At 73.8% G+C, this 21,541-nt stretch carries 21 protein-coding genes and 1 riboswitch; of the genes, 11 read left to right on the top strand and 10 right to left on the bottom strand.

Annotation, left to right across the window (positions count from 1 at the left end):
• Positions 1-67 precede the first annotated feature (67 nt).
• Entirely contained in the window at positions 68-1,003 is a 936-nt protein-coding gene (locus tag ACFP1Z_RS20470) for an SIS domain-containing protein (RefSeq protein WP_390318090.1), read from the bottom strand.
• Between the two features lie 254 nt (positions 1,004-1,257).
• Between ACFP1Z_RS20470 and ACFP1Z_RS20465 the strand changes: the two genes are divergently transcribed.
• The 3 genes from ACFP1Z_RS20465 to otsB all read left to right on the top strand — a co-directional run bounded on the left by ACFP1Z_RS20465 (position 1,258) and on the right by otsB (position 3,746).
• Positions 1,258-2,529 (top strand): extracellular solute-binding protein, encoded by a 1,272-nt coding sequence (locus ACFP1Z_RS20465; RefSeq protein ID WP_390318088.1) that lies wholly within the window; start codon positions 1,258-1,260, stop codon positions 2,527-2,529.
• Between the two features lie 10 nt (positions 2,530-2,539).
• Entirely contained in the window at positions 2,540-2,803 is a 264-nt protein-coding gene (locus ACFP1Z_RS20460; RefSeq protein ID WP_390318086.1) for a DUF3263 domain-containing protein, read from the top strand.
• Between the two features lie 88 nt (positions 2,804-2,891).
• The gene (gene otsB, locus ACFP1Z_RS20455) at positions 2,892-3,746 is read left to right on the top strand and encodes a trehalose-phosphatase (RefSeq protein ID WP_390318084.1); all 855 of its coding nucleotides are present in this window, start codon (positions 2,892-2,894) and stop codon (positions 3,744-3,746) included.
• 144 nt (positions 3,747-3,890) lie between these two features.
• Here otsB and ACFP1Z_RS20450 read toward each other — a convergent pair whose 3' ends face one another.
• The 3 genes from ACFP1Z_RS20450 to ACFP1Z_RS20440 all read right to left on the bottom strand — a co-directional run bounded on the left by ACFP1Z_RS20450 (position 3,891) and on the right by ACFP1Z_RS20440 (position 7,268).
• Positions 3,891-4,637 (bottom strand): hypothetical protein, encoded by a 747-nt coding sequence (locus ACFP1Z_RS20450; RefSeq protein ID WP_390318083.1) that lies wholly within the window; start codon positions 4,635-4,637, stop codon positions 3,891-3,893.
• A 148-nt stretch (positions 4,638-4,785) separates the two neighbouring features.
• Entirely contained in the window at positions 4,786-6,252 is a 1,467-nt protein-coding gene (locus tag ACFP1Z_RS20445; RefSeq protein WP_390318081.1) for an alpha,alpha-trehalose-phosphate synthase (UDP-forming), read from the bottom strand.
• Positions 6,253-6,293: 41 nt separating this feature from the next.
• Entirely contained in the window at positions 6,294-7,268 is a 975-nt protein-coding gene (locus tag ACFP1Z_RS20440; RefSeq protein WP_390318079.1) for a glucosyl-3-phosphoglycerate synthase, read from the bottom strand.
• A gap of 172 nt (positions 7,269-7,440) precedes the next feature.
• A riboswitch (SAM riboswitch) is annotated at positions 7,441-7,586 on the top strand.
• Positions 7,587-7,603: 17 nt separating this feature from the next.
• On the opposite strand from ACFP1Z_RS20440, the gene thrC reads away from it, so the two are divergent.
• The 4 genes from thrC to groL all read left to right on the top strand — a co-directional run bounded on the left by thrC (position 7,604) and on the right by groL (position 12,340).
• Positions 7,604-8,902 (top strand): threonine synthase, encoded by a 1,299-nt coding sequence (thrC, locus tag ACFP1Z_RS20435; protein ID WP_390318077.1) that lies wholly within the window; start codon positions 7,604-7,606, stop codon positions 8,900-8,902.
• Between the two features lie 66 nt (positions 8,903-8,968).
• Positions 8,969-9,244, top strand: a complete 276-nt coding sequence (locus ACFP1Z_RS20430) for a MoaD/ThiS family protein (protein ID WP_390318075.1) — start codon at positions 8,969-8,971, stop codon at positions 9,242-9,244.
• 484 nt (positions 9,245-9,728) lie between these two features.
• Positions 9,729-9,935, top strand: a complete 207-nt coding sequence (locus ACFP1Z_RS20425; protein ID WP_390318073.1) for a cold-shock protein — start codon at positions 9,729-9,731, stop codon at positions 9,933-9,935.
• A gap of 782 nt (positions 9,936-10,717) precedes the next feature.
• Positions 10,718-12,340 (top strand): chaperonin GroEL, encoded by a 1,623-nt coding sequence (groL, locus tag ACFP1Z_RS20420; RefSeq protein ID WP_390318071.1) that lies wholly within the window; start codon positions 10,718-10,720, stop codon positions 12,338-12,340.
• A gap of 64 nt (positions 12,341-12,404) precedes the next feature.
• Here groL and ACFP1Z_RS20415 read toward each other — a convergent pair whose 3' ends face one another.
• The 3 genes from ACFP1Z_RS20415 to ACFP1Z_RS20405 form a co-directional block, all read right to left on the bottom strand.
• Positions 12,405-13,832, bottom strand: coding sequence for a PTS transporter subunit EIIC (locus ACFP1Z_RS20415; protein WP_390318069.1), 1,428 nt, complete (start codon positions 13,830-13,832; stop codon positions 12,405-12,407).
• A gap of 236 nt (positions 13,833-14,068) precedes the next feature.
• Positions 14,069-15,025 (bottom strand): N-acetylmuramic acid 6-phosphate etherase, encoded by a 957-nt coding sequence (gene murQ, locus ACFP1Z_RS20410; protein ID WP_390318068.1) that lies wholly within the window; start codon positions 15,023-15,025, stop codon positions 14,069-14,071.
• A 71-nt stretch (positions 15,026-15,096) separates the two neighbouring features.
• Positions 15,097-16,038 (bottom strand): MurR/RpiR family transcriptional regulator, encoded by a 942-nt coding sequence (locus ACFP1Z_RS20405; protein ID WP_390318066.1) that lies wholly within the window; start codon positions 16,036-16,038, stop codon positions 15,097-15,099.
• Positions 16,039-16,101: 63 nt separating this feature from the next.
• On the opposite strand from ACFP1Z_RS20405, the gene ACFP1Z_RS20400 reads away from it, so the two are divergent.
• Both ACFP1Z_RS20400 and ACFP1Z_RS20395 read left to right on the top strand, forming a co-directional pair.
• Positions 16,102-16,470 carry a hypothetical protein gene (locus ACFP1Z_RS20400; protein ID WP_390318065.1) on the top strand — a complete coding sequence of 123 codons (369 nt, stop codon included), beginning with the start codon at positions 16,102-16,104 and terminating at the stop codon, positions 16,468-16,470.
• Between the two features lie 10 nt (positions 16,471-16,480).
• A complete protein-coding gene (locus ACFP1Z_RS20395; protein WP_390318063.1) occupies positions 16,481-16,774 on the top strand; it encodes a DUF4031 domain-containing protein in 294 nt (97 codons plus the stop codon).
• 139 nt (positions 16,775-16,913) lie between these two features.
• Here ACFP1Z_RS20395 and ACFP1Z_RS20390 read toward each other — a convergent pair whose 3' ends face one another.
• Together ACFP1Z_RS20390 and ACFP1Z_RS20385 are read right to left on the bottom strand one after the other, a co-directional pair.
• Positions 16,914-17,591: an HD domain-containing protein gene (locus ACFP1Z_RS20390; RefSeq protein ID WP_390318062.1), complete on the bottom strand. Its 678-nt coding sequence runs from the start codon at positions 17,589-17,591 to the stop codon at positions 16,914-16,916.
• 81 nt (positions 17,592-17,672) lie between these two features.
• On the bottom strand, positions 17,673-17,867 hold the full coding sequence (locus tag ACFP1Z_RS20385; RefSeq protein ID WP_390318061.1) for a DUF1918 domain-containing protein: 195 nt from the start codon (positions 17,865-17,867) through the stop codon (positions 17,673-17,675).
• Positions 17,868-18,086: 219 nt separating this feature from the next.
• Between ACFP1Z_RS20385 and ACFP1Z_RS20380 the strand changes: the two genes are divergently transcribed.
• The gene (locus tag ACFP1Z_RS20380) at positions 18,087-18,788 is read left to right on the top strand and encodes a copper homeostasis protein CutC (protein WP_390318059.1); all 702 of its coding nucleotides are present in this window, start codon (positions 18,087-18,089) and stop codon (positions 18,786-18,788) included.
• Between the two features lie 24 nt (positions 18,789-18,812).
• Here the strand turns inward: ACFP1Z_RS20380 and ACFP1Z_RS20375 are convergent, their stop codons facing one another.
• On the bottom strand, positions 18,813-20,957 hold the full coding sequence (locus ACFP1Z_RS20375; RefSeq protein ID WP_390318057.1) for a HelD family protein: 2,145 nt from the start codon (positions 20,955-20,957) through the stop codon (positions 18,813-18,815).
• Between the two features lie 372 nt (positions 20,958-21,329).
• On the opposite strand from ACFP1Z_RS20375, the gene ACFP1Z_RS20370 reads away from it, so the two are divergent.
• The gene (locus ACFP1Z_RS20370) at positions 21,330-21,509 is read left to right on the top strand and encodes a hypothetical protein (RefSeq protein WP_390318056.1); all 180 of its coding nucleotides are present in this window, start codon (positions 21,330-21,332) and stop codon (positions 21,507-21,509) included.
• Positions 21,510-21,541 lie beyond the last annotated feature (32 nt).

The raw sequence follows: 21,541 nt of genomic DNA, 5'->3' as shown, positions 1-21,541 counted from the left end.
GGGTGTTGGCCGTTGCCGTGCGGCAGTCGGCGGCGGTGTGTCTCCGGGGCTGTGAACGCCCTGCCCGCTACCCCTCCAGGATCACGCTCCGCGTCAGGTGGCGTGGGCGGTCCGGGTCCTGGCCCCGGGACTGTGCCACCGTGACCGCCAGCCGCTGGACCCGTACCAGGTCCGCCAGGGGGTCCAGCCGGGAGCCGTCCGCGACCAGGGTGCCGCCCGTCGCGGCCACGTCGGCCGCGAGGCCGGGCGGCAGTTCGCCCAGGACCCAGGCCACCCGGCCCGGGGCCGTGATCGCGATCGGGCCGTGGCGGTACTCCATCGCCGGGTACGCCTCCGTCCACGCGCCCGCCGCCTCGCGCATCTTCAGCGCCGCCTCCTGGGCCAAGCCGTACGCCCAGCCCCGGCCCAGGAACGTCCACTGCCCGGCGCCCGGCACCTCCTCCGGCAGTGGCTCGGCCAGGGCCGCCTCCGCGTCCTTCGCCGCCGCCGCGACGGACTTCACGTCCTGCGGGAGCGGGCCGCCGCGCTCCAGGCCCGCCCGCAGGAACGCCAGCGCCGTCGTCGCGAAGCGGGTCTGGACCACCGACTCCTCGTCCGCCCAGTCCAGGACGGCCGTCGCCTCCGCCGCCCGCCGCACCGGCGTCGCCGGGTCGGCGGTCAGCGCCAGTACGGGCACACGGCCGCGCAACTCCGCGAGCAGGCCGAGGACTTCCGTCGTCGTGCCCGAGCGGGTGATGGCCACCACGCGGTCGTACGGGCGCGAGCGCGGGAACTCCGAGGACGCGAACGCGTCCGTCTCGCCCTGCCCGGCCGCCTCGCGCAGCGCCGCGTACGCCTGGGCCATGAACCAGGACGTGCCGCAGCCGGTCACCGCCACCCGCTCCCCGGGCGCGGGCAGTCCGGCGGCGGAGGCCACCGCTCCGGCGGCGCGGCGCCAGCACGCGGGCTGGGTGGTGATCTCGGTGGCGGTGCGCGAAGGACGGGAGGGCGCGGTGGAGGACATGCGTCGGTGCTCCTTGCCGTGGTGTCGCGGGATGGCCGGGTGTCGCGGTACGCGTCCGACCGTGAATAGCAGCCCCCGGGCCGTCCGGGGAAGAGGGGAAGGGCGATACCGAAGCGCAACCGGAACCGGCTGGACCGTAAGGTTGCGCGCGAGGGAGACTCACGGTCTCCCGGGTCCGTACCGCGCCCGTAGCGCGCGAAGGCGGACGTAAAGGACGTAGCGGACGACACCAACCACGAGGGTGGGCAGCAGCAGTGCAGCGGCGGCGGTTCTTGGGTCTGACGGCGGCGGGTGCCGCCACGGCGGCGTTGGCGCCGGCGCTGACGGCGTGCGGCAGCGAGGGATCCGGCGGCGGGACCATCAGGCTGGTCGCCGCCGACTACGGCGACAACGCCACCAACACCTCCAAGAAGTACTGGGACTCCCTGGCCCGCGCCTTCGAGGAGAAGCACGGCGACATCAAGGTCGAGGTCCACGTCTACAGCTGGACCGAGGTCGACAAGAAGGTCGCCGACATGGTCGCCGCCGGAAAGGCCCCGGACCTCGCGCAGATCGGCGCCTACGCCGACTACGCGGCCGCCGGCAAGCTCTACCGCGCCGACCAGATGCTCTCCATCCCCACCCAGGCCGACTTCATCGCCTCGATCGCCAGGGCGGGCGAGGTGCAGCGCGTGCAGTACGGGCTGCCCTTCGTCTCCTCCACGCGGCGACTGTTCTACAACAAGGACCTGTTCACCAAGGCCGGCATCACCAAGGCCCCCGAGAGCTGGAGCGACGTCCAGGCCGCCGCCGCGAAGCTGAAGACGGCCGGCGTGAAGATACCCTTCGGCCTCCCCCTCGGCCCCGAGGAGGCACCCGCCGAGACCCTGCTGTGGATGCTCGGCGGCGGCGGTGGCTACACCGACAAGGACGGCGCCTACACCATCGCCTCCGACGAGAACGTCAAGACCTTCGAGTGGCTGCGCGACCAGCTCGTCGGCAAGGGCCTCACCGGGCCCGGCGACCCCGGCCGCACCAACCGGCAGGACGTCTTCGACGCGTTCGTCCGCGGCGACGTCGGCATGCTCAACGGCCACCCCACCCTGATGCAGCAGGCCGAGTCCAAGAGCGTCAACTACCAGACGGCACCGCTGCCGGGCGTCAAGGGCGTCTCCAAGTCCACGATGGGCGTCGCCGACTGGATGATGGCCTTCAAGCAGGGCCACCGCGAACAGGTCGGCCTCTTCCTCGACTTCGTCTACAGCACCAAGAACGTCCTCGCCTTCACCGGCCAGTACGACCTGCTGCCCGTGACCACCACCGCGTCCAACAAGATGCAGCAGGACTCCGACCGCAAGAAGCTGTGGCCCTTCCTGGAACAGCTCCAGGACGCCGACTTCTACCCCGCCGACAAGACCTCCTGGGCCAAGGTCAGCGCCACCGTCAAGGAGCGCATCGGCACCGTCGTCAGGAGCGGCGGCGACCCCGCGGGAGTGCTCGGCGAGATCCAGCGCGAGGCCGAGTCCACCGAAGGCGCGAGCCGCTAGCGTGGAAGACGTGAGCCCCGACGAACGGGGGACGGGCCCCGGCGGCCCCGGCACGCTCAGCGAGCAGGACCGCGCGGTGCTCGCCCTGGAACGGCGCGCCTGGCCCGGCCCCGGCGCCAAGGAGCGGGCCATACGGGAACGGCTCGGCCTCACCCCGACCCGCTACTACCAGGTGCTCAACGCGCTCCTGGACGACCCGCGGGCCCTGGAGCACGACCCGCTGACCGTCGGCCGGCTGCGGCGCGTGCGCGACGCCCGGCGCGAGCGGCGCTGAACCGGGCGCGGTGCTCGCGGCGGGCGTGCTGTGTGATCTCCGCCGTTCACCCCACCCCGGTGAGAGAGGGCCCGGTAGGGTCGGGCCCATGGGCAGCCACCCTCTTCCCGAACCCGTGACCCCCGCCGGGCGCGCCGGGCTCGCCGCGCTGCTGGAGCGGCCCGAACGCGCCGTCGTCGCGCTCGACTTCGACGGCACCCTCGCCGAGATCGTCCCGGACCCCGACCGGGCCCGCGCCCACCCCGGCGCCGTGCCCGCCCTCGCCCGGCTCGCGCCCCACGTGGCCTCGGTGGCCGTGGTCACCGGCCGGCCCGCGGGCGTCGCCGTCCGCTACGGCGGCTTCGCCGGCCGCGCCGGACTGGAGCACCTCGTCGTCCTCGGCCACTACGGCGCCGAACGCTGGGACGCCGTGACCGGGACCGTGCGCGCCCCCGCCCCCCACCCGGGCGTCGCGGCCGTCGAGGCCGAACTCCCGGGCGTGCTCGACGCGTCGGGGGCCTGGCAGGGCACCTGGGTCGAGGACAAGGGGCGCGCGATCGCCGTGCACACCCGGCGCGCCGCCGACCCGCAGGGCGCCTTCGACGCCCTGCGCGCACCCCTGGAGGAGCTGGCACACCGGCACGGCCTGATCGTCGAACCGGGCCGCCTCGTACTGGAGTTGCGCCCGCCCGGCGTCGACAAGGGCGCCGCCCTCAGCGAGTACCTCCGGGAATCGGGAGCCGGCAGCGTGCTGTACGCGGGCGACGACCTCGGCGACCTCGCGGCCTTCGCGGCGGTGGAGGAACTGCGCCGCGAAGGGCTGCCGGGGCTGCTGGTGTGCAGCGGCAGCACGGAGGTGGCGGAGCTTGCCGCGCGCGCCGATCTTGTGGTCGACGGGCCTGAGGGAGTCGTCACGCTGCTCGGCGCGCTCGCGGACCGCCTGGGCGGGCCTGTACCCGCGTAGCGGATGCGGGGCGGTAGGGGCGGCGGTGCGTTGCCGGGTGCGGGTGGGTGGGCGCCTGCGGCGGCTTTTTCCCCTACCCGCCCCTTCCCGAAAACTGGGGCTCCGCCCCAGACCCCGGTCCTCAAACGCCGGACGGGCTTGTTTTTAGTCGCCGTCCGTGCCCTCCCGTACGCCCTTGCCGTCGTCCTTGATGCCTAGGGAGGACAGCGCGGTCGTCCAGTCGTGCGCGATGGCCTGCTGTGCCTTTACCAGGTCCGTCTTGCCCGAGCAGATCGCGTTCTTCAGCTTGGTCTCGACCACGTCCTTCGGATTGTTCGGCCCCGCGCCCTCCTTGTGGCCGGGAGACGGCGGCTCGACCCACAGGTTGCGCGGGTCGTTGGGGTCCCCGCCCAGTTGCAGGCTGATCAAGTGGTCGTACTCGGCGTCCCGTTCAGGGCCCTTGTAGCCGTACGAGGCCGCGTTCGCGGTCTTCTCCCTGCCGGTGACGCTCACCGGCGGACGGATGCCCTTGGTGTAGCCGCTGCTGCAGATCGTGGTCTTCAGCGTCGCCTGCGTCACCTTCGGATTGGTCGCGCCCGGCGTGCACTTGGGGTCCGGCAGCGGCTGCTTGTCCGCGGTCCAGCGGTAGTGGCAGCTGCCCGGCTCGGGCTGCTTCTGCACCGTGTACGAGGACTGCGGGCCGGCACCGGCCGGTATGGCGGCGCCCGCCGGCGGGTCCGACGCGCCGCCCGGGGCGGAGCCGCCGGGCGACGGGGCGGAGGGAGCGGTCGAGGGATCGGAGGAGCCCTTGGATTCGGTCTTGCCGCCGGAGTCCGAGGAGCATCCGGCCGTCACGGCCATGACGGCGGCACAGGCTGCCGCAAGCACGGCCCAGCGTGGGGCGATTGACATATCGCCATGGATACCCCGGGGGCGCGGGGTCGCGGCAGCGGGCTGGGGGAGTGTTTGTGGAGAAAGGGGGCGTGCTTGGGGTGATAGGCGCGCACGCACCCCGGTCGCGCCCGTACGTCCGTCGGGCCCGCTCCCCGCCCGTACCCCTCTACTCCCCGCCCAGCGCCTCCAGTTGGTCCAGGAACCAGCGCGCCGGCGGCAGTGCCGTCGCCGCCGACGCCAGCCGCTTGGTGCGCTCCGCGCGCTCGCCCGGGTCCATCGACAGGGCCTCGTGCAGGGCGAGGGCCGTGGCCCGCACGTCGTAGGGGTTGACGACGAGCGCGTCCTCGCCCAGTTCCGCCGCCGCGCCCGCCTCGCGGGAGAGCACGAGCGCGCAGCCGTGGTCGGAGACCACGGGGATCTCCTTGGCGACGAGGTTCATGCCGTCACGGATCGGATTGACCAGGGCCACGTCCGCGAGCCGGTAGGCGGCCAGCGAGCGCGCGAAGTCGTCCTTCACGTGCAGATCGACCGGCGTCCAGCCGGCCGTGCCGAACGTGGAGTTGATCTCCCCGGCGACGCGGGCCACCTCCGCCGTGTAGTCGCGGTAGACCTTCAGGTCCTGCCGCGAGGGGTAGGCGAACGCGACGTGCACGACGCGGCCGCGCCACTCCGGCCGGTCCTGGAGGAGACGGCGGAAGGCGAGCAGGCCCCGCACGATGTTCTTCGACAGCTCGGTGCGGTCGACCCGCACCACCGTCCTGCGGCCGGGCCCGATCCGCTCGCGCAGGGCCGCCATCCGCTCCTCCACGTCCGGCCGGTGCGCCCGCTCGCGCAGGAAGTCGGCGTCGGCGCCGAGCCCGTGCACCCCCAGCCGCGTGGTGCGCCCGTCGAGCCGTACCTCCACGGCCGCGCCCGCCGCGTCGCGTACGACCTGCGCGCCCGGCAGGCCCTCGCAGCACGCCGCGAACGCGTCCGCCCAGCGCCGGGTGAGGAAGGCGGCGCGGTCGCCGCCGAGGATGCCGCGCAGCAGCTGCTCGGCCACGTCGTCCGGCAGCAGCCGGAAGTAGTCCGGCGGCGCCCACGGGGTGTGCGAGAAGTGGCCGATGCGCAGATCGGGGCGGCGCTCGCGGAGCAGTCCGGGGACGAGCGCGAGATGGTAGTCCTGCACCAGCACCCGCGCCCCGGTCGCCGCTTCCTGCGCGATCGCCTCCGCGAAGGCCGTGTTGTACGCCTCGTACGCCGCCCACCGCTCGGCGAACTCCGCGTCGAAGACCGGCTCCAGCGGCGTCTGGTACAGCAGGTGATGGACGAACCACAGCACCGAGTTGGCGACGCCGTTGTACGCGGCGGAGAACACCTCCGGCGCAATGTCCAGCATCCGCACCTGGTGCCCGCCGGTGTCCGCCGCGTCGAGTCTTCGGCCCGCGGCCCGGGCCGCCGCGCGGTCGCCGTCGCCGAGCGCCGCGCACACCCACACCGCCGCCTCCGCGTGCCCGACGGCGCTCAGCCCGGAGACCAGCCCGCCGCCGCCCCGCCCCGCCGTGAGCGAGCCGTCCTCGCCCAGCCGGTACGAGACGGGCCCGCGGTTGGAGGCGACAACGATCCGTGCACTGTGCAGTTGCCCATCGACCATGCCGCGAGCCTTGCCGGACAGGGAACCGCTCAAACGTGCGCTTAGGCCGCGCGGCGGCGCGCGTACTCGGGGATCTCCCGCATCGGCGGCCGCTCCTCGGTGTCCACCGCGTACGTACGCGGGACGAAGCCCTCCGCACCGCGCTCGAACTGCGTGAGCACCGGCCGCACCAGAGGGCCCCGGGCCAGCCGCAGCTGAGCGGTGCGGTAGATCGCGGCCGCCATCCGGCCGAGGGCCTGCCCGTCCTGGTGGCGGTGCCGGCGCACGCCCACGTCCACCTGCGCCAGCGCGTCCAGGCCCACGGTGTGCAGGGCGTCGACGAGCAGCCCCAGCTCCACCCCGTAGCCCACGGGGAACGGCAGCCGCTCCAGCAGCGAGCGGCGGGCCGCGTACTCGCCGCCCAGCGGCTGCACGAAACCGGCCAGCCGCGGCCAGTGCAGATTCAGCAGCGGGCGCGCCACCAGCTCGGTGACCCGGCCGCCCTGCCCCGCGCCTGCCCCCGCGGCGGGCCCGACGGACTCGTCCCCCAGCGGCCGGTCGTACATCGCCTTGACGAACGCCACGTCCGGCTCGGTCAGCAGCGGGCCCACGATGCCCGAGACGAAGTCCGCCGAGAAGTCCCTGAGGTCCGCGTCCACGAAGCACACGACGTCGCCACTGGTCACCAGCAGCGAACGCCACAGCACCTCGCCCTTGCCGGGCAGCGCGGGCAGCCTCGGCAGCACCTCGTCGCGGTGCACGACGCGCGCCCCGGCCGCCGCCGCGACCTCGGCCGTACGGTCGGTGGAGCCGGAGTCCAGCACCACCAGCTCGTCGACCAGGGGTATCGCCTCGCTCATCAGCTCACGGCGGATCGTCGCGGCGATCGTGCCGACCGTCGCCTCCTCGTTCAGCGCCGGCAGCACCACGCTGACCGTGGTGCCGGAGTCGCGTTTGGCGGCGAGCAGCCGGTCGAGCGGACGGTCGGCGGCGGTCCAGGACCGCCGGGCCAGCCAGCGCTCCACCTCTTCCAGCACGGTGACGACTCCTTGCGCGTGCGGTGCGTATGTGACTCATCTCGCGGTGCGGACGCCTGTCCCGGCGCCGCACCCTGTCGGATACAGTCTTGAACAACGCGGAGCCCCGTCGTATGTCGGGGTCGGCCGCGCCCACAAACGCCCGGGCCCGCAAGGCCCGGTGCCACATCGCAGCTCATCCAGAGGGGCAGAGGGACACGGCCCGTTGAAGCCCCGGCAACCCTCCAGCCGGTTCTCGCGCGTTCTCGCGGCGAGGCTCCCGGCGGGGAAGGTGCCAATTCCGTCTCGTGGCGAGGTTCGCCGCGAGGAAGATGAGGAGAAAGGGCCTCGCCATCATGGCTGTGCAAGCCGGTGTCAGTGCTACCCCCGTACCCCCCGCCGCCCCCGGTGCCGCCTTCGGACCGGCCGTCGCGCTGTCCTGCCGCGAGTGCGGCGAGCGCACCCCGCTGGGTCCCGCCTTCGCGTGCGCGCTGTGCTTCGGGCCGCTCGAAGTGGCCTACGAGCTGCCCGCCGCAGACCCCGGGGAACTGCGCCGGCGCATCGAGTCCGGGCCGAACAGCATCTGGCGCTACGCCCCCCTCCTCCCCGTGCCCGCCGACGTCGCCGGCCGCCCGAACCTCGCGCCCGGCTTCACCAAGCTCGTCAAGGCCGACAACCTCGCCCGCGAACTGGGCGTCACCGGCGGCCTGTACGTCAAGGACGACTCCGGCAACCCCACGCACTCCTTCAAGGACCGCGTCGTCGCCATCGCCGTCGAGGCCGCCCGCGCCTTCGGCTTCACCACCCTCTCCTGCTCCTCCACCGGCAACCTCGCGGGCGCCGTCGGCGCGGCGGCCGCCCGCGCGGGCCTGCGCTCGTGCGTGTTCATCCCGCACGACCTGGAGGCCGGCAAGGTCGTCATGGCCGCCGTCTACGGCGGGGACCTCGTCGCCATCGAGGGCACCTACGACGATGTCAACCGCTTCTGCTCCGAGCTGATCGGCGATCCCCTCGGCGAGGGCTGGGGCTTCGTCAACGTCAACCTGCGCCCGTACTACGGCGAGGGCTCCAAGACGCTCGCGTACGAGATCTGCGAACAGCTCGGCTGGCGGCTGCCCGACCAGATCGTCGTGCCCGTCGCCTCCGGCTCCCAGCTCACGAAGATCGACAAGGGGCTGCGGGAGCTGATCGCGCTCGGCCTGGTCGAGGACCGCCCGTACCGGATCTTCGGCGCGCAGGCGACGGGCTGCTCGCCGGTGGCCCGCGCGTTCAAGGACGGCCACGACGTGGTGCGGCCGGTCAGGCCGGACACCATCGCCAAGTCCCTCGCCATCGGCAACCCCGCCGACGGCCCGTACGTGCTCGACATCGCCCGCCGCACCGGCGGCGCCGTCGAGGACGTCACCGACGAACAGGTCGTCGCCGCCATCGAGTTGCTCGCGCGGACGGAGGGCGTCTTCGCGGAGACGGCGGGCGGAGTGACCGTCGGCGTCACGAAGAAGCTCCTCGACGCCGGGGTGCTGGACCCGTCCCTGACCACCGTCGTCCTCAACACGGGCGACGGACTGAAGACCCTCGACGCCGTCGCCGCCGGGCCCAGGGCCACGATCCGGCCGTCCCTGGACGCGTTCCGCGCGGCGGGCCTGGCCGGCTGAGCCTCTCTTTTCTTCCTTCTCCCGTCCTCCCGCTTCCGCTTCCTTCCGCTTCCGCGAGGTGAACCCATGAGCGTCAACGTCCGCATCCCCACCATCCTGCGCACCTACACCGGCGGCCGGGCCGAGGTGCCCGCCGAGGGCGAGACCCTGGGCGAGGTCCTCGCCTCCCTGGAGACGAACCACCCCGGTATCGCCGCCCGCGTCCTCGACGAGCAGGGCCGGCTGCGCCGCTTCGTCAATGTGTACGTCAACGACGACGACGTACGTTTCGAGGGCGGACTCGCCGCGGCCACGCCGGACGGCTCGGGCATCTCCATCATTCCGGCGGTGGCCGGAGGCTGAGCTTGGGGCCGCTTCAAGTACGCGCTTGGAGCGGCCTTTTCGCAGCCCCCTTGCACAAAGTCGCCCGGCTCCCGCGGAATCGCGCCGTCCACAAAGCGGAAGGGATGATTCCGGCGTGGTGAGCGCGATACAGTTGAGGCGTTCCCCCGTCGGTGTCAGTGCCGAACGCATATGAGAACCCGTCAAGTTGTGCGCGAAGTGTGTGCACGAATTGTCGGGTTGGTTGCGTTCTGCCGGGCCCGACTTGCCCGGTATTCCCCGGAGTTCGGTGGTTTTCGGCAATCGGCCGCGCCAGGAATTCTCGTCCGAGTGACCTGTTGCAGACGGCATCCGTGCAGATACATTCAGCCGCGGTCGACGCGTTCCGGCGCACACTGCCTGGTGGATTCCCCATGCCGAGAGCTGGGGAGTGTCAGGGGGTGAGGTCTGACCCGGGTCCGCGAAGTGCGGTCCTGAGCAAGGGCCAGTAATAGGGGAGTTAGGCATGGCTCACGGCACCGTCAAGTGGTTCAACGCGGAGAAGGGGTACGGCTTCATCGCGGTCGACGGTGGTGCGGATGTATTCGTCCACTACAGCGCGATCCAGATGGACGGTTACCGCACCCTCGAAGAGGGTCAGCGAGTCGAGTTCGAGATCTCGCAGGGCCAGAAGGGGCCGCAGGCGGACATGGTCAAGGTCACCGCCTCCTGATCTCGGCGCATCGACCACCACCGGCCCGCGAGGGGCCCGCACCGTGCCGGTGCGGGCCCCTCGCGCAGTGCGCCTCCGGCGGGGGGCTGGGGCGCCTCCGGCGCGGGGTGCGGTTCGCCTTCGGCGGGGGCACGGGGTCCCCTCCGGTGGGGGTGCGGTGCGCCTTCGGCGCGGGCCGGCTTCTTGCGGTTGCCCCCCGTCCTGCGGTGCGGTCCGCCTCCGGCGTGGTTCACCTCCGGCGGGGGTGGTGCGCCTCCGGCGCGGGGTGCGGGTTCACCTCCGGTGGGGGTGCCGGGCTTCGTTCGGTTGCCTGCTCCGGCGCGGTGGGCCTCCGGCGCGGTTCGCCTCCGGTGCGGGTGTGGTGCGCCTCCGGCGCGGTTCGCCTTCGGGGGGCGCGCTTCCGGTGTGGGGCGCCGGGCGTTCTTCGGCTGTCTGCCTCCGGCAGGGTCCCGGTTCGCCCCCCGGCGCGATGCGCCTCCGGCAGAGGCGGGGTTCGCCCCGGTGCGGGGTGCCCCTGGCGGGCGAGGTGCGCCTTCGGCGCGGGCGGCCCCGCCCTCCGGGGTCCGGGGCCCGACGCCTCCGCCCCCGCGGTCTTGCACTCTCCGGTGCCGAGTGCTAATCATTGGCGTTAGCACTCTCCGCGTGAGAGTGACAGATTGGGACCGTCGGTGAGGTCCGTGGGACGGGCGGGGCAAGGAACCGCACGCTTCCCGCAGGCCATCCGTCGCGGGCGCCAGCGCGGTCCGGGCAATCTCACCCCAGTCCTGGGAGGACCACTTCACATGGCCAAGATCATCGCGTTCGACGAGGAGGCGCGGCGCGGCCTGGAGCGCGGTATGAACCAGCTCGCCGACGCCGTCAAGGTCACCCTCGGCCCCAAGGGCCGCAACGTCGTCCTTGAGAAGAAGTGGGGCGCCCCCACGATCACCAACGATGGTGTGTCCATCGCCAAGGAGATCGAGCTGGAGGACCCGTACGAGAAGATCGGCGCCGAGCTGGTCAAGGAGGTCGCGAAGAAGACGGACGACGTCGCCGGTGACGGCACGACGACCGCGACCGTTCTCGCCCAGGCGCTGGTCCGTGAGGGTCTGCGCAACGTGGCCGCCGGTGCCAACCCGATGGCCCTGAAGCGCGGTATCGAGAAGGCCGTCGAGGCCGTCTCCGGTGCGCTGCTGGAGCAGGCCAAGGAGGTCGAGACCAAGGAGCAGATCGCTTCCACCGCCTCCATCTCGGCCGCCGACACCCAGATCGGCGAGCTCATCGCCGAGGCCATGGACAAGGTCGGCAAGGAAGGCGTCATCACCGTCGAGGAGTCCCAGACCTTCGGTCTGGAGCTGGAGCTCACCGAGGGTATGCGCTTCGACAAGGGCTACATCTCGGCGTACTTCGCGACCGACATGGAGCGCATGGAGGCGGTCCTTGAGGACCCCTACATCCTGATCGTCAACTCGAAGGTCTCCTCGGTCAAGGACCTGCTCCCGCTGCTGGAGAAGGTCATGCAGTCGGGCAAGCCGCTGCTGATCATCGCCGAGGACGTCGAGGGCGAGGCCCTGTCGACCCTGGTCGTCAACAAGATCCGCGGCACCTTCAAGTCCGTCGCCGTCAAGGCCCCGGGCTTCGGCGACCGCCGCAAGGCCATGCTCGGTGACATCGCCATCCTCACCGGTGGCACGGTCATCTCCGAGGAGGTCGGCCTCAAGCTGGAGAACGCCGGTCTCGACCTGCTCGGCCGCGCCCGCAAGGTCGTCATCACCAAGGACGAGACCACCATCGTCGACGGTGCCGGTGACAGCGACCAGGTCCAGGGCCGCGTCAACCAGATCCGCGCCGAGATCGAGAACAGCGACTCCGACTACGACCGCGAGAAGCTGCAGGAGCGCCTGGCCAAGCTGGCCGGCGGCGTGGCCGTCATCAAGGCCGGTGCCGCCACCGAGGTCGAGCTCAAGGAGCGCAAGCACCGCATCGAGGACGCCGTCCGCAACGCGAAGGCCGCCGTCGAGGAGGGCATCGTCGCCGGTGGTGGCGTGGCCCTGCTGCAGGCCTCCCAGGTCTTCGAGAAGCTGGAGCTGGAGGGCGACGAGGCCACCGGTGCCGCCGCCGTCAAGCTGGCCCTTGAGGCCCCGCTGAAGCAGATCTCCGTCAACGCCGGCCTTGAGGGCGGCGTCATCGTGGAGAAGGTCCGCGGCCTGACCCCGGGCCACGGCCTCAACGCCGCGACCGGCGACTACGTCGACATGATCGCCGAGGGCATCATCGACCCGGCCAAGGTCACGCGCTCCGCGCTGCAGAACGCCGCCTCCATCGCGGCGCTGTTCCTGACCACCGAGGCCGTCATCGCCGACAAGCCGGAGAAGGCCGCCCCGGCCGCTCCGGGCGGCATGCCCGGCGGTGACATGGACTTCTGATCCTCGCTTCGAGGATCGGCTGTTCCAGCCCGTACGGAAGTACGGACCGAGGGCGGCACCCCTTTCAAGGGGTGCCGCCCTCGGGCGTGTTCGCGTGGCCCCGGCCGGGCAGGCCGAAGGCGTACGTCGCCGCGAAGCCGGCCGCGTAGCCGGTCAGCAGTCCCGCCCCGTACACCGCCGCCGCGTGCGGCAGCCCGTGGGCGCCGGTCAGCAGCGGGAACAGCGCCCAGCCCGACGGGCCGATCGCGCTCGCCCCCACCCGGTCGCCGAACTGGCCCAGCAGGCCCATGAGTCCGCCGCCGAACGCCCCGCCCACGCACGCCGTCACGAACGGTCGCCCCAGCGGCAGCGACACCCCGTACACCAGCGGTTCCCCGATGCCCAGCAGTCCCGCCGGCAGCGCCGAACGGATCGTCCTGCGCATCGACCCGTCGCCGCGCAGCCGCACCAGGACCGCGAGCGCCGCCCCCACCTGGCCCGCGCCCGCCATCGACAGGATGGGCAGCAGCACCGTGGAACCCTCCTGCTGGATCAGCGTCGTGTGCACGGGGATCAGCGCCTGGTGCAGGCCCAGCGTCACCAGCGGCAGGAACAGGCCGCCCAGGACGAAGCCCGCCGCCGCGCCGCCGCGCGCCAGCAGCCAGTCGGTGAAGTGGCCGACGGCGGCGGAGACTTCACCGGCCGCGTACATCAGCCCGTACAGCGTCAGCAGGCCCGGCAGCAGGACCGTCAGCGCGGGCGTGAGCAGGGCGTCCAGCGAGCGCGGCACGCGTCCGCGGCACCACCTCTCCACGTACGTCGCGCACCACGCCGCCGCGAGCGCCCCCAGCACCCCGCCCCGGCCCGGCGCCAGATGCTCCCCGAACGCGCTCACGCGCGTGACCCCCGGGAACACGGTGATCGCGGCGACCGCGCCGCCCAGCACCGGTGTCCCGCCGAACACTTTGGCCGTGTTGATCCCGACGAAGACGGCCAGCAGGGCCATGAACCCCGAGGAGACCGCCGCCAGCGCGGGCGCGAGCCCCGGCAGCCAGCGCAGGTTCGCCAGCAGCCCCGCCAGGCCCGCGACGAGTCCGCAGCCGATCAGGGCGGGAATGAGGGGGACGAAGACCTGGGCGACGCGGCGCAGGAACCGCTTGAACGGGGTAGCGTTGCGGGCCTGTCGCGCCTCCTTGAGGGTGGCGCCGCGCGCGGCGAGGTCCTCGGCGGTACCGGCGCCGTGCCCGTCCGCCGCCAGGAGTTCCAACTCGGGCGCCACGCGGGCGACGTCGCCCGGACCGAGGACCACCTGGCAGGCCGTGCCGTCCTCGACCACGCCCAGCACGGCGGGCAGCGCCCGCAGCGCGGCGCCGTCGACCAGGCGGCGGTCGCGGACCTCCAGGCGCAGCCGGGTCAGGCAATGGGTGACGGACAGGAGGTTCGCGGGGCCGCCGAGGAGGGGGAGGAGAGCGGCTGCGGTCTGTGCGGGGGTGTCTTCTCGCGGTGCGGGCATGAGCGTGAAGTGCCTTGCTGTGCGGGGGTGGTGGGGGTGCGGCGGGGGTACGTGCCGCGTATGTGCCCGGGGCCGGTCGCGGGGTGCGGGGCGTACGGGCCGTACCGCTCGTACCGCCCGCACGGCTCGTACCGCTCGTACCGTCCGCACCGCCCGCACAGTCCGCACGGCCAGTACCGCTCGTACCGCTCGTACCGCCCGTACGCCCCCCGTCCCGCAGCCCGCGCCCGCACCGTTCAGTCCTTCCCGGTCGCGGCCCGCAGGGCGATCCGCAGGTGGCCGTCCGCCTCGGTGAGGAGGCGGGCCGCCGTCGGGCCGTCGACGCCCGCCAGGACGACGAGGATCGCGTTCTTCACCTCGCCGTCGGTGCGCGCGAGCGCCGCTTCCGCCTCGGTCTCGGTGACCCCCGTCGCCTGGGCGACGATGCGCGAGGAGCGGGCGCGCAGCTTGTCGTTGGAGGCGCGGACGTCGACCATCAGGTTCCCGTAGGTCTTGCCGAGCCGGATCATCGTGATCGTCGAGAGCATGTTCAGGACGAGCTTCTGCGCGGTGCCGGCCTTCAACCTGGTGCTGCCGGTGAGGAGTTCGGGGCCGGTCTCGATCTCGATCGCGTGCTCGGCGGCGGCGCCCAGGGCCGAACCCGCGTTGCAGGCCAGGCCGATGGTGAGGGCCCCGGCGGCGCGGGCCTGTTCGACGGCGCCGATCGCGTACGGGGTGCGGCCGGAGGCCGAGATCCCGACGACCGTGTCCGCCGGGCCGATCCCTAGCGCGGCCAGGTCGGCGGCGGCGAGTTCCTTGCTGTCCTCCGCGTTCTCGACGGCCGTCACGAGCGCCTGCGGCCCGCCCGCGACGAGGCCGACGACCTGGCCGGGCGCGGTGTTGAAGGTCGGGGGGCACTCGCTGGCGTCCAGCACCCCCAGCCGCCCGGCCGTGCCCGCCCCCGCGTACACCAGCCGTCCGCCGCGTGCCATCCGCTCGGCGGCCGCGTCGATCGCGGCGGCGATCCGCGGCAGCCGGGCCGCGACGGCGGCGGGCACGCCGGCGTCCTCCGCGTTCATCAGCCGCGCGAGCTCGACGGTCGGCAACCGGTCGATCTCCGCGAACTCGGGCCGGAACGCCTCCGTGGCGAGCGCGGCGAGCCGGGCCCGCAGGGCGGCGTCGCCGCCGGGGGAGGCGCTGGTTCCGGGGGACATGGGACGGCTCCTTCCTGGGGGCTTCCGGTGCCGGGGCGGATGTCCCGCGGCCGTTCGCCCGCGATCCGTGCTCAGCGCGCGTCGTGACGGTGGGCCAGCGCCTCGTACGACGCCGACAGCGCCGGTGCCGCCCGGTCGTACGTGCGCTGTGCGACGCCGATGAACAGGCAGTCCACCACCAGGAGTTGTCCCGTGCGGCTCGACATCGCCGCCGGGCGCAGCTCGCTCTCGCGGGCGCTCGACGTGGTCAGGACGTGGTCCGCGTACTGGGCGATCCCGCCCTCCGGGCGGCCGGTGACCGCCACCGTCGTCGCCCCGTGCTCGAAGGCGGCCCGCAGTGGTTCGATGACGTCGGTGGTCCGCCCGGAATGGGTGATCGCGACGGCCACGTCGCCGGGCCGCAGCTGCACGGCCGTGGTGACGGCCAGGTGCGGGTCGGCGTGCGCGTGCGCGAGCAGCCCGATCCGCAGCAGCTTCTGCACGAGGTCCTGGGCGACGAGCCCGGAGGCGCCCACCCCGTAGACGTCCACGCGCCGGGCGGCCGCGAGGGCGCCCACCGCCGCCTCCAGCTGGGCGGTGTCCAACGCGGCCGCGGTGTCGGCGAGGCAGTCGGTCTCGGCCCGGGCGAGCTTGGCGACGACGTCCGGCAGTGGGTCGTCCACGCTGATGTCGGCCGTGACGGCGGGCGCGCGCCCCGCGGCCTGGTCTGCGGCGAGCGCGGCGAGGGCGAGCCGCAGATCGCGGTAGCCGGGGTAGCCCAGGACGCGGGCGGTGCGCACGACGGTGGCCTCGCTCGTGCCCGTACGCTCCGCGAGCCCGGTGACCGTGAGCGCGGCCGAGCCGGCCGGGTCGCCCGCGACGGTCTCGGCGACGCGCTGCATCGAACGTGTCATGGAGGGCGCGAGCGTGCGCACCTTGGCGGCGAGGGCCGCCGGCGGCGGGGGCACGGGCGCGCCGCGCGGGCCGGGGGTGTGCCCGGCCGTGCTGAAAGTTTCCTTCAGTTTGCCGCTCACCATGCGAAAGGTATTTTCGGGAGGGTGAGCCGTCAACCGTCCTGCTCGACCACAATGGTCCGTATGGAGCTCGAACAGGCACTGCACACGGCCCGCGCCCTCGTTCTCGCCGATCTGATGGCAGGAGACGACGACAGCGCAGTGGAGGCCGATGTCGTCTCGCTCGTCGAGGACGCGGTCGCGCACCGGCGGTGGTGGGTCGAGCAGTGGCCCGAGGGCGCCGGCTTCCTGGCCGGGCTCGTCGCGCAGGACGTGCAGGACGCGCTGCTGGAGCGGTACGGGCGCTGGCCGCTGTGCCCGGTGTGCACGGAGGGCGGCGACCCGCACGCCCTGGAGGTCGAGCCGGAGCTGGGCCCCGACCCGCACTGGGCGTGCACGAAGCAGGCGGTGCTGGTGGCGCCCGTGGGCTCGCTGGGGAAAGCGCTGCGGTGAGGCACCGCCGATGACCCTGTACATCGACCCGCCGACCTGGCCCGGGCACGGCCGTATGTGGTCGCACCTGATCAGCGATGTCTCCTACGAGGAGCTGCACGCCTTCGCCGAGCGCCTGGGGGCCCCGCGCCGCGCCTTCGACGGCGATCACTACGACGTGCCGTCGACGTCCTACGGGCAGGCCGTGCGCCTCGGCGCGCGGGAGGTCGGCAGCAAGGAGCTGGTGCGGCTGCTGTCGGCGGCGGGCCTGCGGCGGCCGAAGCACGGGCGCGGGGGGCCGGGCAACGGGCAGGGGGGTCTGTAGGCGTCCGGGGCCGGGGCGGCGCGACGGGGGCGGACCGCTGGGTGACGCGGGGCCGGGCCACCGGGTGGCGCGGGCGCCGGCAGTCGGCGCAGGCTGTCGGCAGTCCCGCCCGGATCCCCGGTCTCCCGCCCGGGAGGGCTCAGGGCTCCAGCAGCTCCAGCTCCGTGGCGACATTGCGGCGGGCCACGGGCTCCCAGCGCTCCTGGCCCAGCGGGGTGCGGAACAGCCGGGGCAGGCCCAGGAGATGGCGCAGGACCTCCGCGCGGCCCGCGCGGAACGCCTCGTCCGGGACGAAGGCGTACTCCTCGCGGACCGCCGCCGCGTACGCCGCGTACTCCTGCGGGGTGCCGGCCAGGACCGCGAGGTCCGCGTCGCACAGCACCTCGCCGTCGTGGTCGCCCGGCGCCGGGTCGTGGCCGACGGTGAGCCGGACCAGCCGGGCGACCTCGGCCGCGCGGTCCGCGCCCAGGCCCAGCTCGGGCAGGGCGCGCTCGGCGAGATGCGCGCTGCGCTCCTCGTTCTCCGAGCGGTCCGGGCGGTAGACGGCGTCGTGGAACCAGGCGGCGAACCGCACGGTGTCGGCATCGCGCGCGTGGCCCGCCAGCTCGTCGACGCGGGCGAGGACCGCCGCCAGATGGTCCACCGTGTGATAGCGGCGCTGCGGCTCGGACCAGCGGCGCAGCAGCTCGTCCGCGAACGGCCCGGGGTCCGGGGCCGTACCCGGCGAGCCGGAGCGGGCCCGCTCGACGGTCTCCCGCCAGCGGGCCCGCAGGGCGGGCGCGGCGGGGTGCTCGGTCGGGGGTGCCGTGGCGCTCATGCGCCCATTGTGGTGCACCGGCCCCGGCCCGGGACGGCCGTTCGGGGATCCTCCCGGGTCGGCTCCGGGGCCGCCTCTGGGTCAGCCCTGAGGCTTGCGGGGTTCGATGAGGCAGTCCGGGCCGGGGAAGATGAGCGTCTCGTGGCCGTCGGCGAAGCGCACCCGGTACGGCGGCTCGCCCTGCGCCCCGCGCACCTCGGTGATCTCGCCGACCTGCTCACTCATCCCCACGACGCGGGGCTTGATCCTGATCTGGTCACCGACAGTCGCGTGCATCCCCATACCTCCGGCAACGATTCGCCCTGCAACGGTCATCAGGCACACGGCGGACACGCACGGCAACTCCGCCGTCACATTCGACCACCGAGCCTGGGCCATCCGCCCCGGCTCCGCAAGGCCCCCGTACGGGTGGGCCGGCGTGCGGTGGTGCCGGGCGGGGCGCTCAGGCCCTACCCTGTGCATTGGACTAGACCTGTTGGAGGAAGGGTGGGTGTCGTGAGCAACGGTGCGATCCTGGAGGTGATCGCCCTCGGCGCCGAGGACGCGGTGGCCGCCCGCGACGGCGGCGCCGACCGGCTGGAGCTGGTGGCCGACATGGCCGCCGACGGGCTCACGCCGAGCCGGGAGACCTTCGCCGCCGTGCGGGCCGCCGTCGACATCCCCGTGCGCGTCATGCTGCGCGCCGCCGACGGCTTCTCGGCCGGCACCGCCGCCGAACTGGACGCGCTGTGCGCGACCGCGCAGAAGCTGCGGGCCGAGGGCGCCGAGGAGTTCGTCCTCGGCTTCCTCACCGACGACGGCAGCGCCGACCTGGCCGCCGTCACCGCCCTCGCCGGGGCGCTCGGACCGGGCGCCCGCTGGACCTTCCACCGCGCGATCGACCGCGCCGCCGACCGCGACGCGCTGCGCAAGCAACTCGCCGGCCTGCCGGGCCTGGACACCTTCCTGACCGCAGGCTCCGCCTCCGGCGTCGACGACGGGCTGGCCACGCTGCTGGCCGAGGCGGCGCGTGCCGACGAGCCCGGCTACGAGGCGCGCATCCTGGTCGGGGGCGGGCTCCAGCTCAAGCATGTGCCGGTGCTTCTGGGGGCCGGGATCACGGGCTTCCACATCGGGGGCGCGGCGCGGCCCGCGGGCTGGGACAGCCCGGTGGACGCGGCGGCGGTGCGCGTGTGGCGCGAGGCGCTGGGGGGCTGAGGGACTGCGGGGGCCGAGGGCGGCTCAGTCCAACTGCCGTGGCAGCGGCCGCGCGTGGACGACCGTCAGGCCCGAGACCGCACGGGTCAGCGCCACATACAGCCGGCGCAGGCCCGTGCGTTCGTCGGGCTCGGCCCCGACGACGGACGCCGGGTCGTCCAGGACCACATGGTCGTACTCCAGGCCCTTGGCCAGCGTCGCCGGGACCAGAGTGAGACGGGCGGCCCCGGAGGTCTCCTCGCCGGGGGCCACACAGTCCAGGCCCGCGTCCGCGAGGGCCGCGCCCAGGGCCGGTATGCGCGGGTCGGCGGCGATCAGGCCGATCGAGCCCTCCTTGCGCAACGCCTCGTGGCACGCCGCGACGACGGCGGCGTCCAGTTCCCCCTCCGCCACGGCCCGCACCCGGAAGTCGCCCGCCGCCTCACGCACCGACGTGGCCTCGGCCAGGCCGGGCGCGATCGCGGGCAGCAGCCGGGACGCGTACGCGATCACCTCGCGGGGCACACGGAAGCCCTGCGTCAGCTCCTCGACGGCCGCGTCCGGCTTGCCCAGGTGCGCCAGCGCCTCCCGCCAGGTGGGGGTCGCCCAGGGCGTGGTGCCCTGCGCGATGTCGCCGAGGACCGTCGCCGAACCGGTGGAGCAGCGGCGGCCCACCGCCCGGTACTGCATGGGGGACAGGTCCTGGGCCTCGTCCAGGACGACGTGGCCCAGCGACGGGGTGCGCGCGATCAGGTCGGCGGCCTCGTCGATCAGCACCGCGTCCGCCGCCGACCACTTGGCGCTCTTCACGCCGCGGGCGGGCTTCTCCCACAGGACCGCCGCCTGCTCCTCCTCGTCGAGCACCCCGCGCGCGTGCTCCGCGAGGAACTCCCCGTCGGACAGCAGCCGCAGCACCAGCTTCACCGGATCGACCTGCGGCCACAGGGCCTTGACCGCCGCCTTCACGGCCGGGTTGCGCGCGACAGCGTCCTGCACGCGGTCGTCGGGCGCCTCGCCGGCCTGCTCCATGCGTACCAGCACGGCGTGCGCGATGCGCTGCGGCAGGGCGTCACGGGCGGCCCCGTAACGGATGTCGCGGTCCAGCAGTTCGCGCACGATCTCCTCCAGCTCGTACGCGGGCACCCGCCAGCGCCGCGAGCCGCGCACCACGACGACCGGCTCCACCGGCATCGTCACCCCCGAGCGCACCGCCCGCCGCAGCACCTCGGCCATGCGCGCGTCCCCCTTGACGCAGGCCGCGCGCGGCGAGTCCACGGCCCGCACCTCGACGTGCGCGACCAGGTCGTCGACGGTCGCCTGGGCCACGTTCAACTCGCCCAGGGCGGGCAGCACTTGCTCGATGTAGCGCAGGAACGAGCGGTTCGGGCCGACGACCAGGGTGCCGGTGCGGGCCAGCCGCTCCCGGTGCGCGTACAGCAGATACGCGACCCGGTGCAGTCCCACCGCCGTCTTCCCCGTGCCCGGCGCCCCCTGCACGCACACCGTGCCGCCGATGCCTGAGCGCACGATCTCGTCCTGCTCCGGCTGGATCGTGGCCACGATGTCCCGCATCGGGCCGACGCGCGGCCGCTCGATCTCCCGTTGCAGCAGCGCGCCGGCCCGCTCCTCGCCCCCGGCGTCCGTGAGGTCCTCGTCCTCGTACGCCGTCAACTCGCCGCCCGTATAGCCGAAACGGCGGCGCACCGTCACGCCCTGCGGGTCCTTCTTCGACGCGCGGTAGAAGGGCTGCGAGACGGGCGCGCGCCAGTCGACGACCATGGGGTCGCCGTCCGTGTCGTGCACGTGCCGGCGGCCGATGTAGAAGGCGTCGGACCCGTCACCGCCCTCGGTTCCCCCGGTGAACTCCGCGCCGGGCGCCCGCGCGTAGTCCAGGCGGCCGAAGAACAGCGGGGTGCCCGCGAGGTCGGCCAGCGCGGCGATGCGCTCCTCGATCTGCCCTTTGAGGACTTCGGAGTTGACCCAGTTCGCGGTGACGTCCTTGATGTCCAGGGCCTCGACGTCGGCGCGCATCGCCCGCAGCGCCGCCCGGGAGGCGGCGAGGTGGGCGCGCTCGCGGCCGAGGGGGTCGTCGGGGGCGGCCGGAGGGGGCGACGGTACGGGTGAGCCGGTGGCCCGGGCGGTGGGTTCGGCGGTGGCTTCGGTGGCGGGTTCGGGGAGCGGCGCGGGCACGGGAAGGGCCTCCGGACGGGTGCGAAGCGGGCTGAACGGTACGAAGGAATCGAGCGTGGCCCGCCGGTTTCCGTCCGGCCGGGGCGCCCCCGGCGGCGGGAGGCGTGGCAAGGCGGGCGATTCTAGTCAGCGGGCCGAGGGGCGCGCCAACGGATTTCCCGGGCGGTCCCCGTGCGGTGCGCGGCGGTTGCCGGCGGTTGTCGGCGGTGGTTGGCGTCCCGGGGTACGGAGGGAGGAGACCTCGGGGTCGCCGTCCATCTGGGGGAGGGCGTGGGACGGGCTCGCGCTCACCCTCTGGTCGGAGAGCCGGACGATCACGGTTACACCGGCAGGCCGATGTGCGGCGCCCGCCGGAAAACCATCATGGATGCCATGAACGCCACCACCGCAGCCACCGCCGCCCAGGGTGCCCCCGCCGGCACCGCCGCCCCCGCCGCCGAGCGCCGCACGGCCGCAGGCGCCCTGCGCGCCATCAAGGTCTTCGCGGCCGCCGCCGTCAGCGTCGTCCTCCTCGGCGAGTACAGCGACAAGCAGCCCCTGCACACGGTCTGAACCGAGCCGCCTAGGCTCGCGTGCGCTGCCCC

The organism is Streptomyces gamaensis (assembly GCF_042656465.1).
GTDB classification, from domain to species: Bacteria; Actinomycetota; Actinomycetes; order Streptomycetales; family Streptomycetaceae; genus Streptomyces; species Streptomyces gamaensis.
This window is presented reverse-complemented; position numbering and strand designations above follow the sequence as displayed.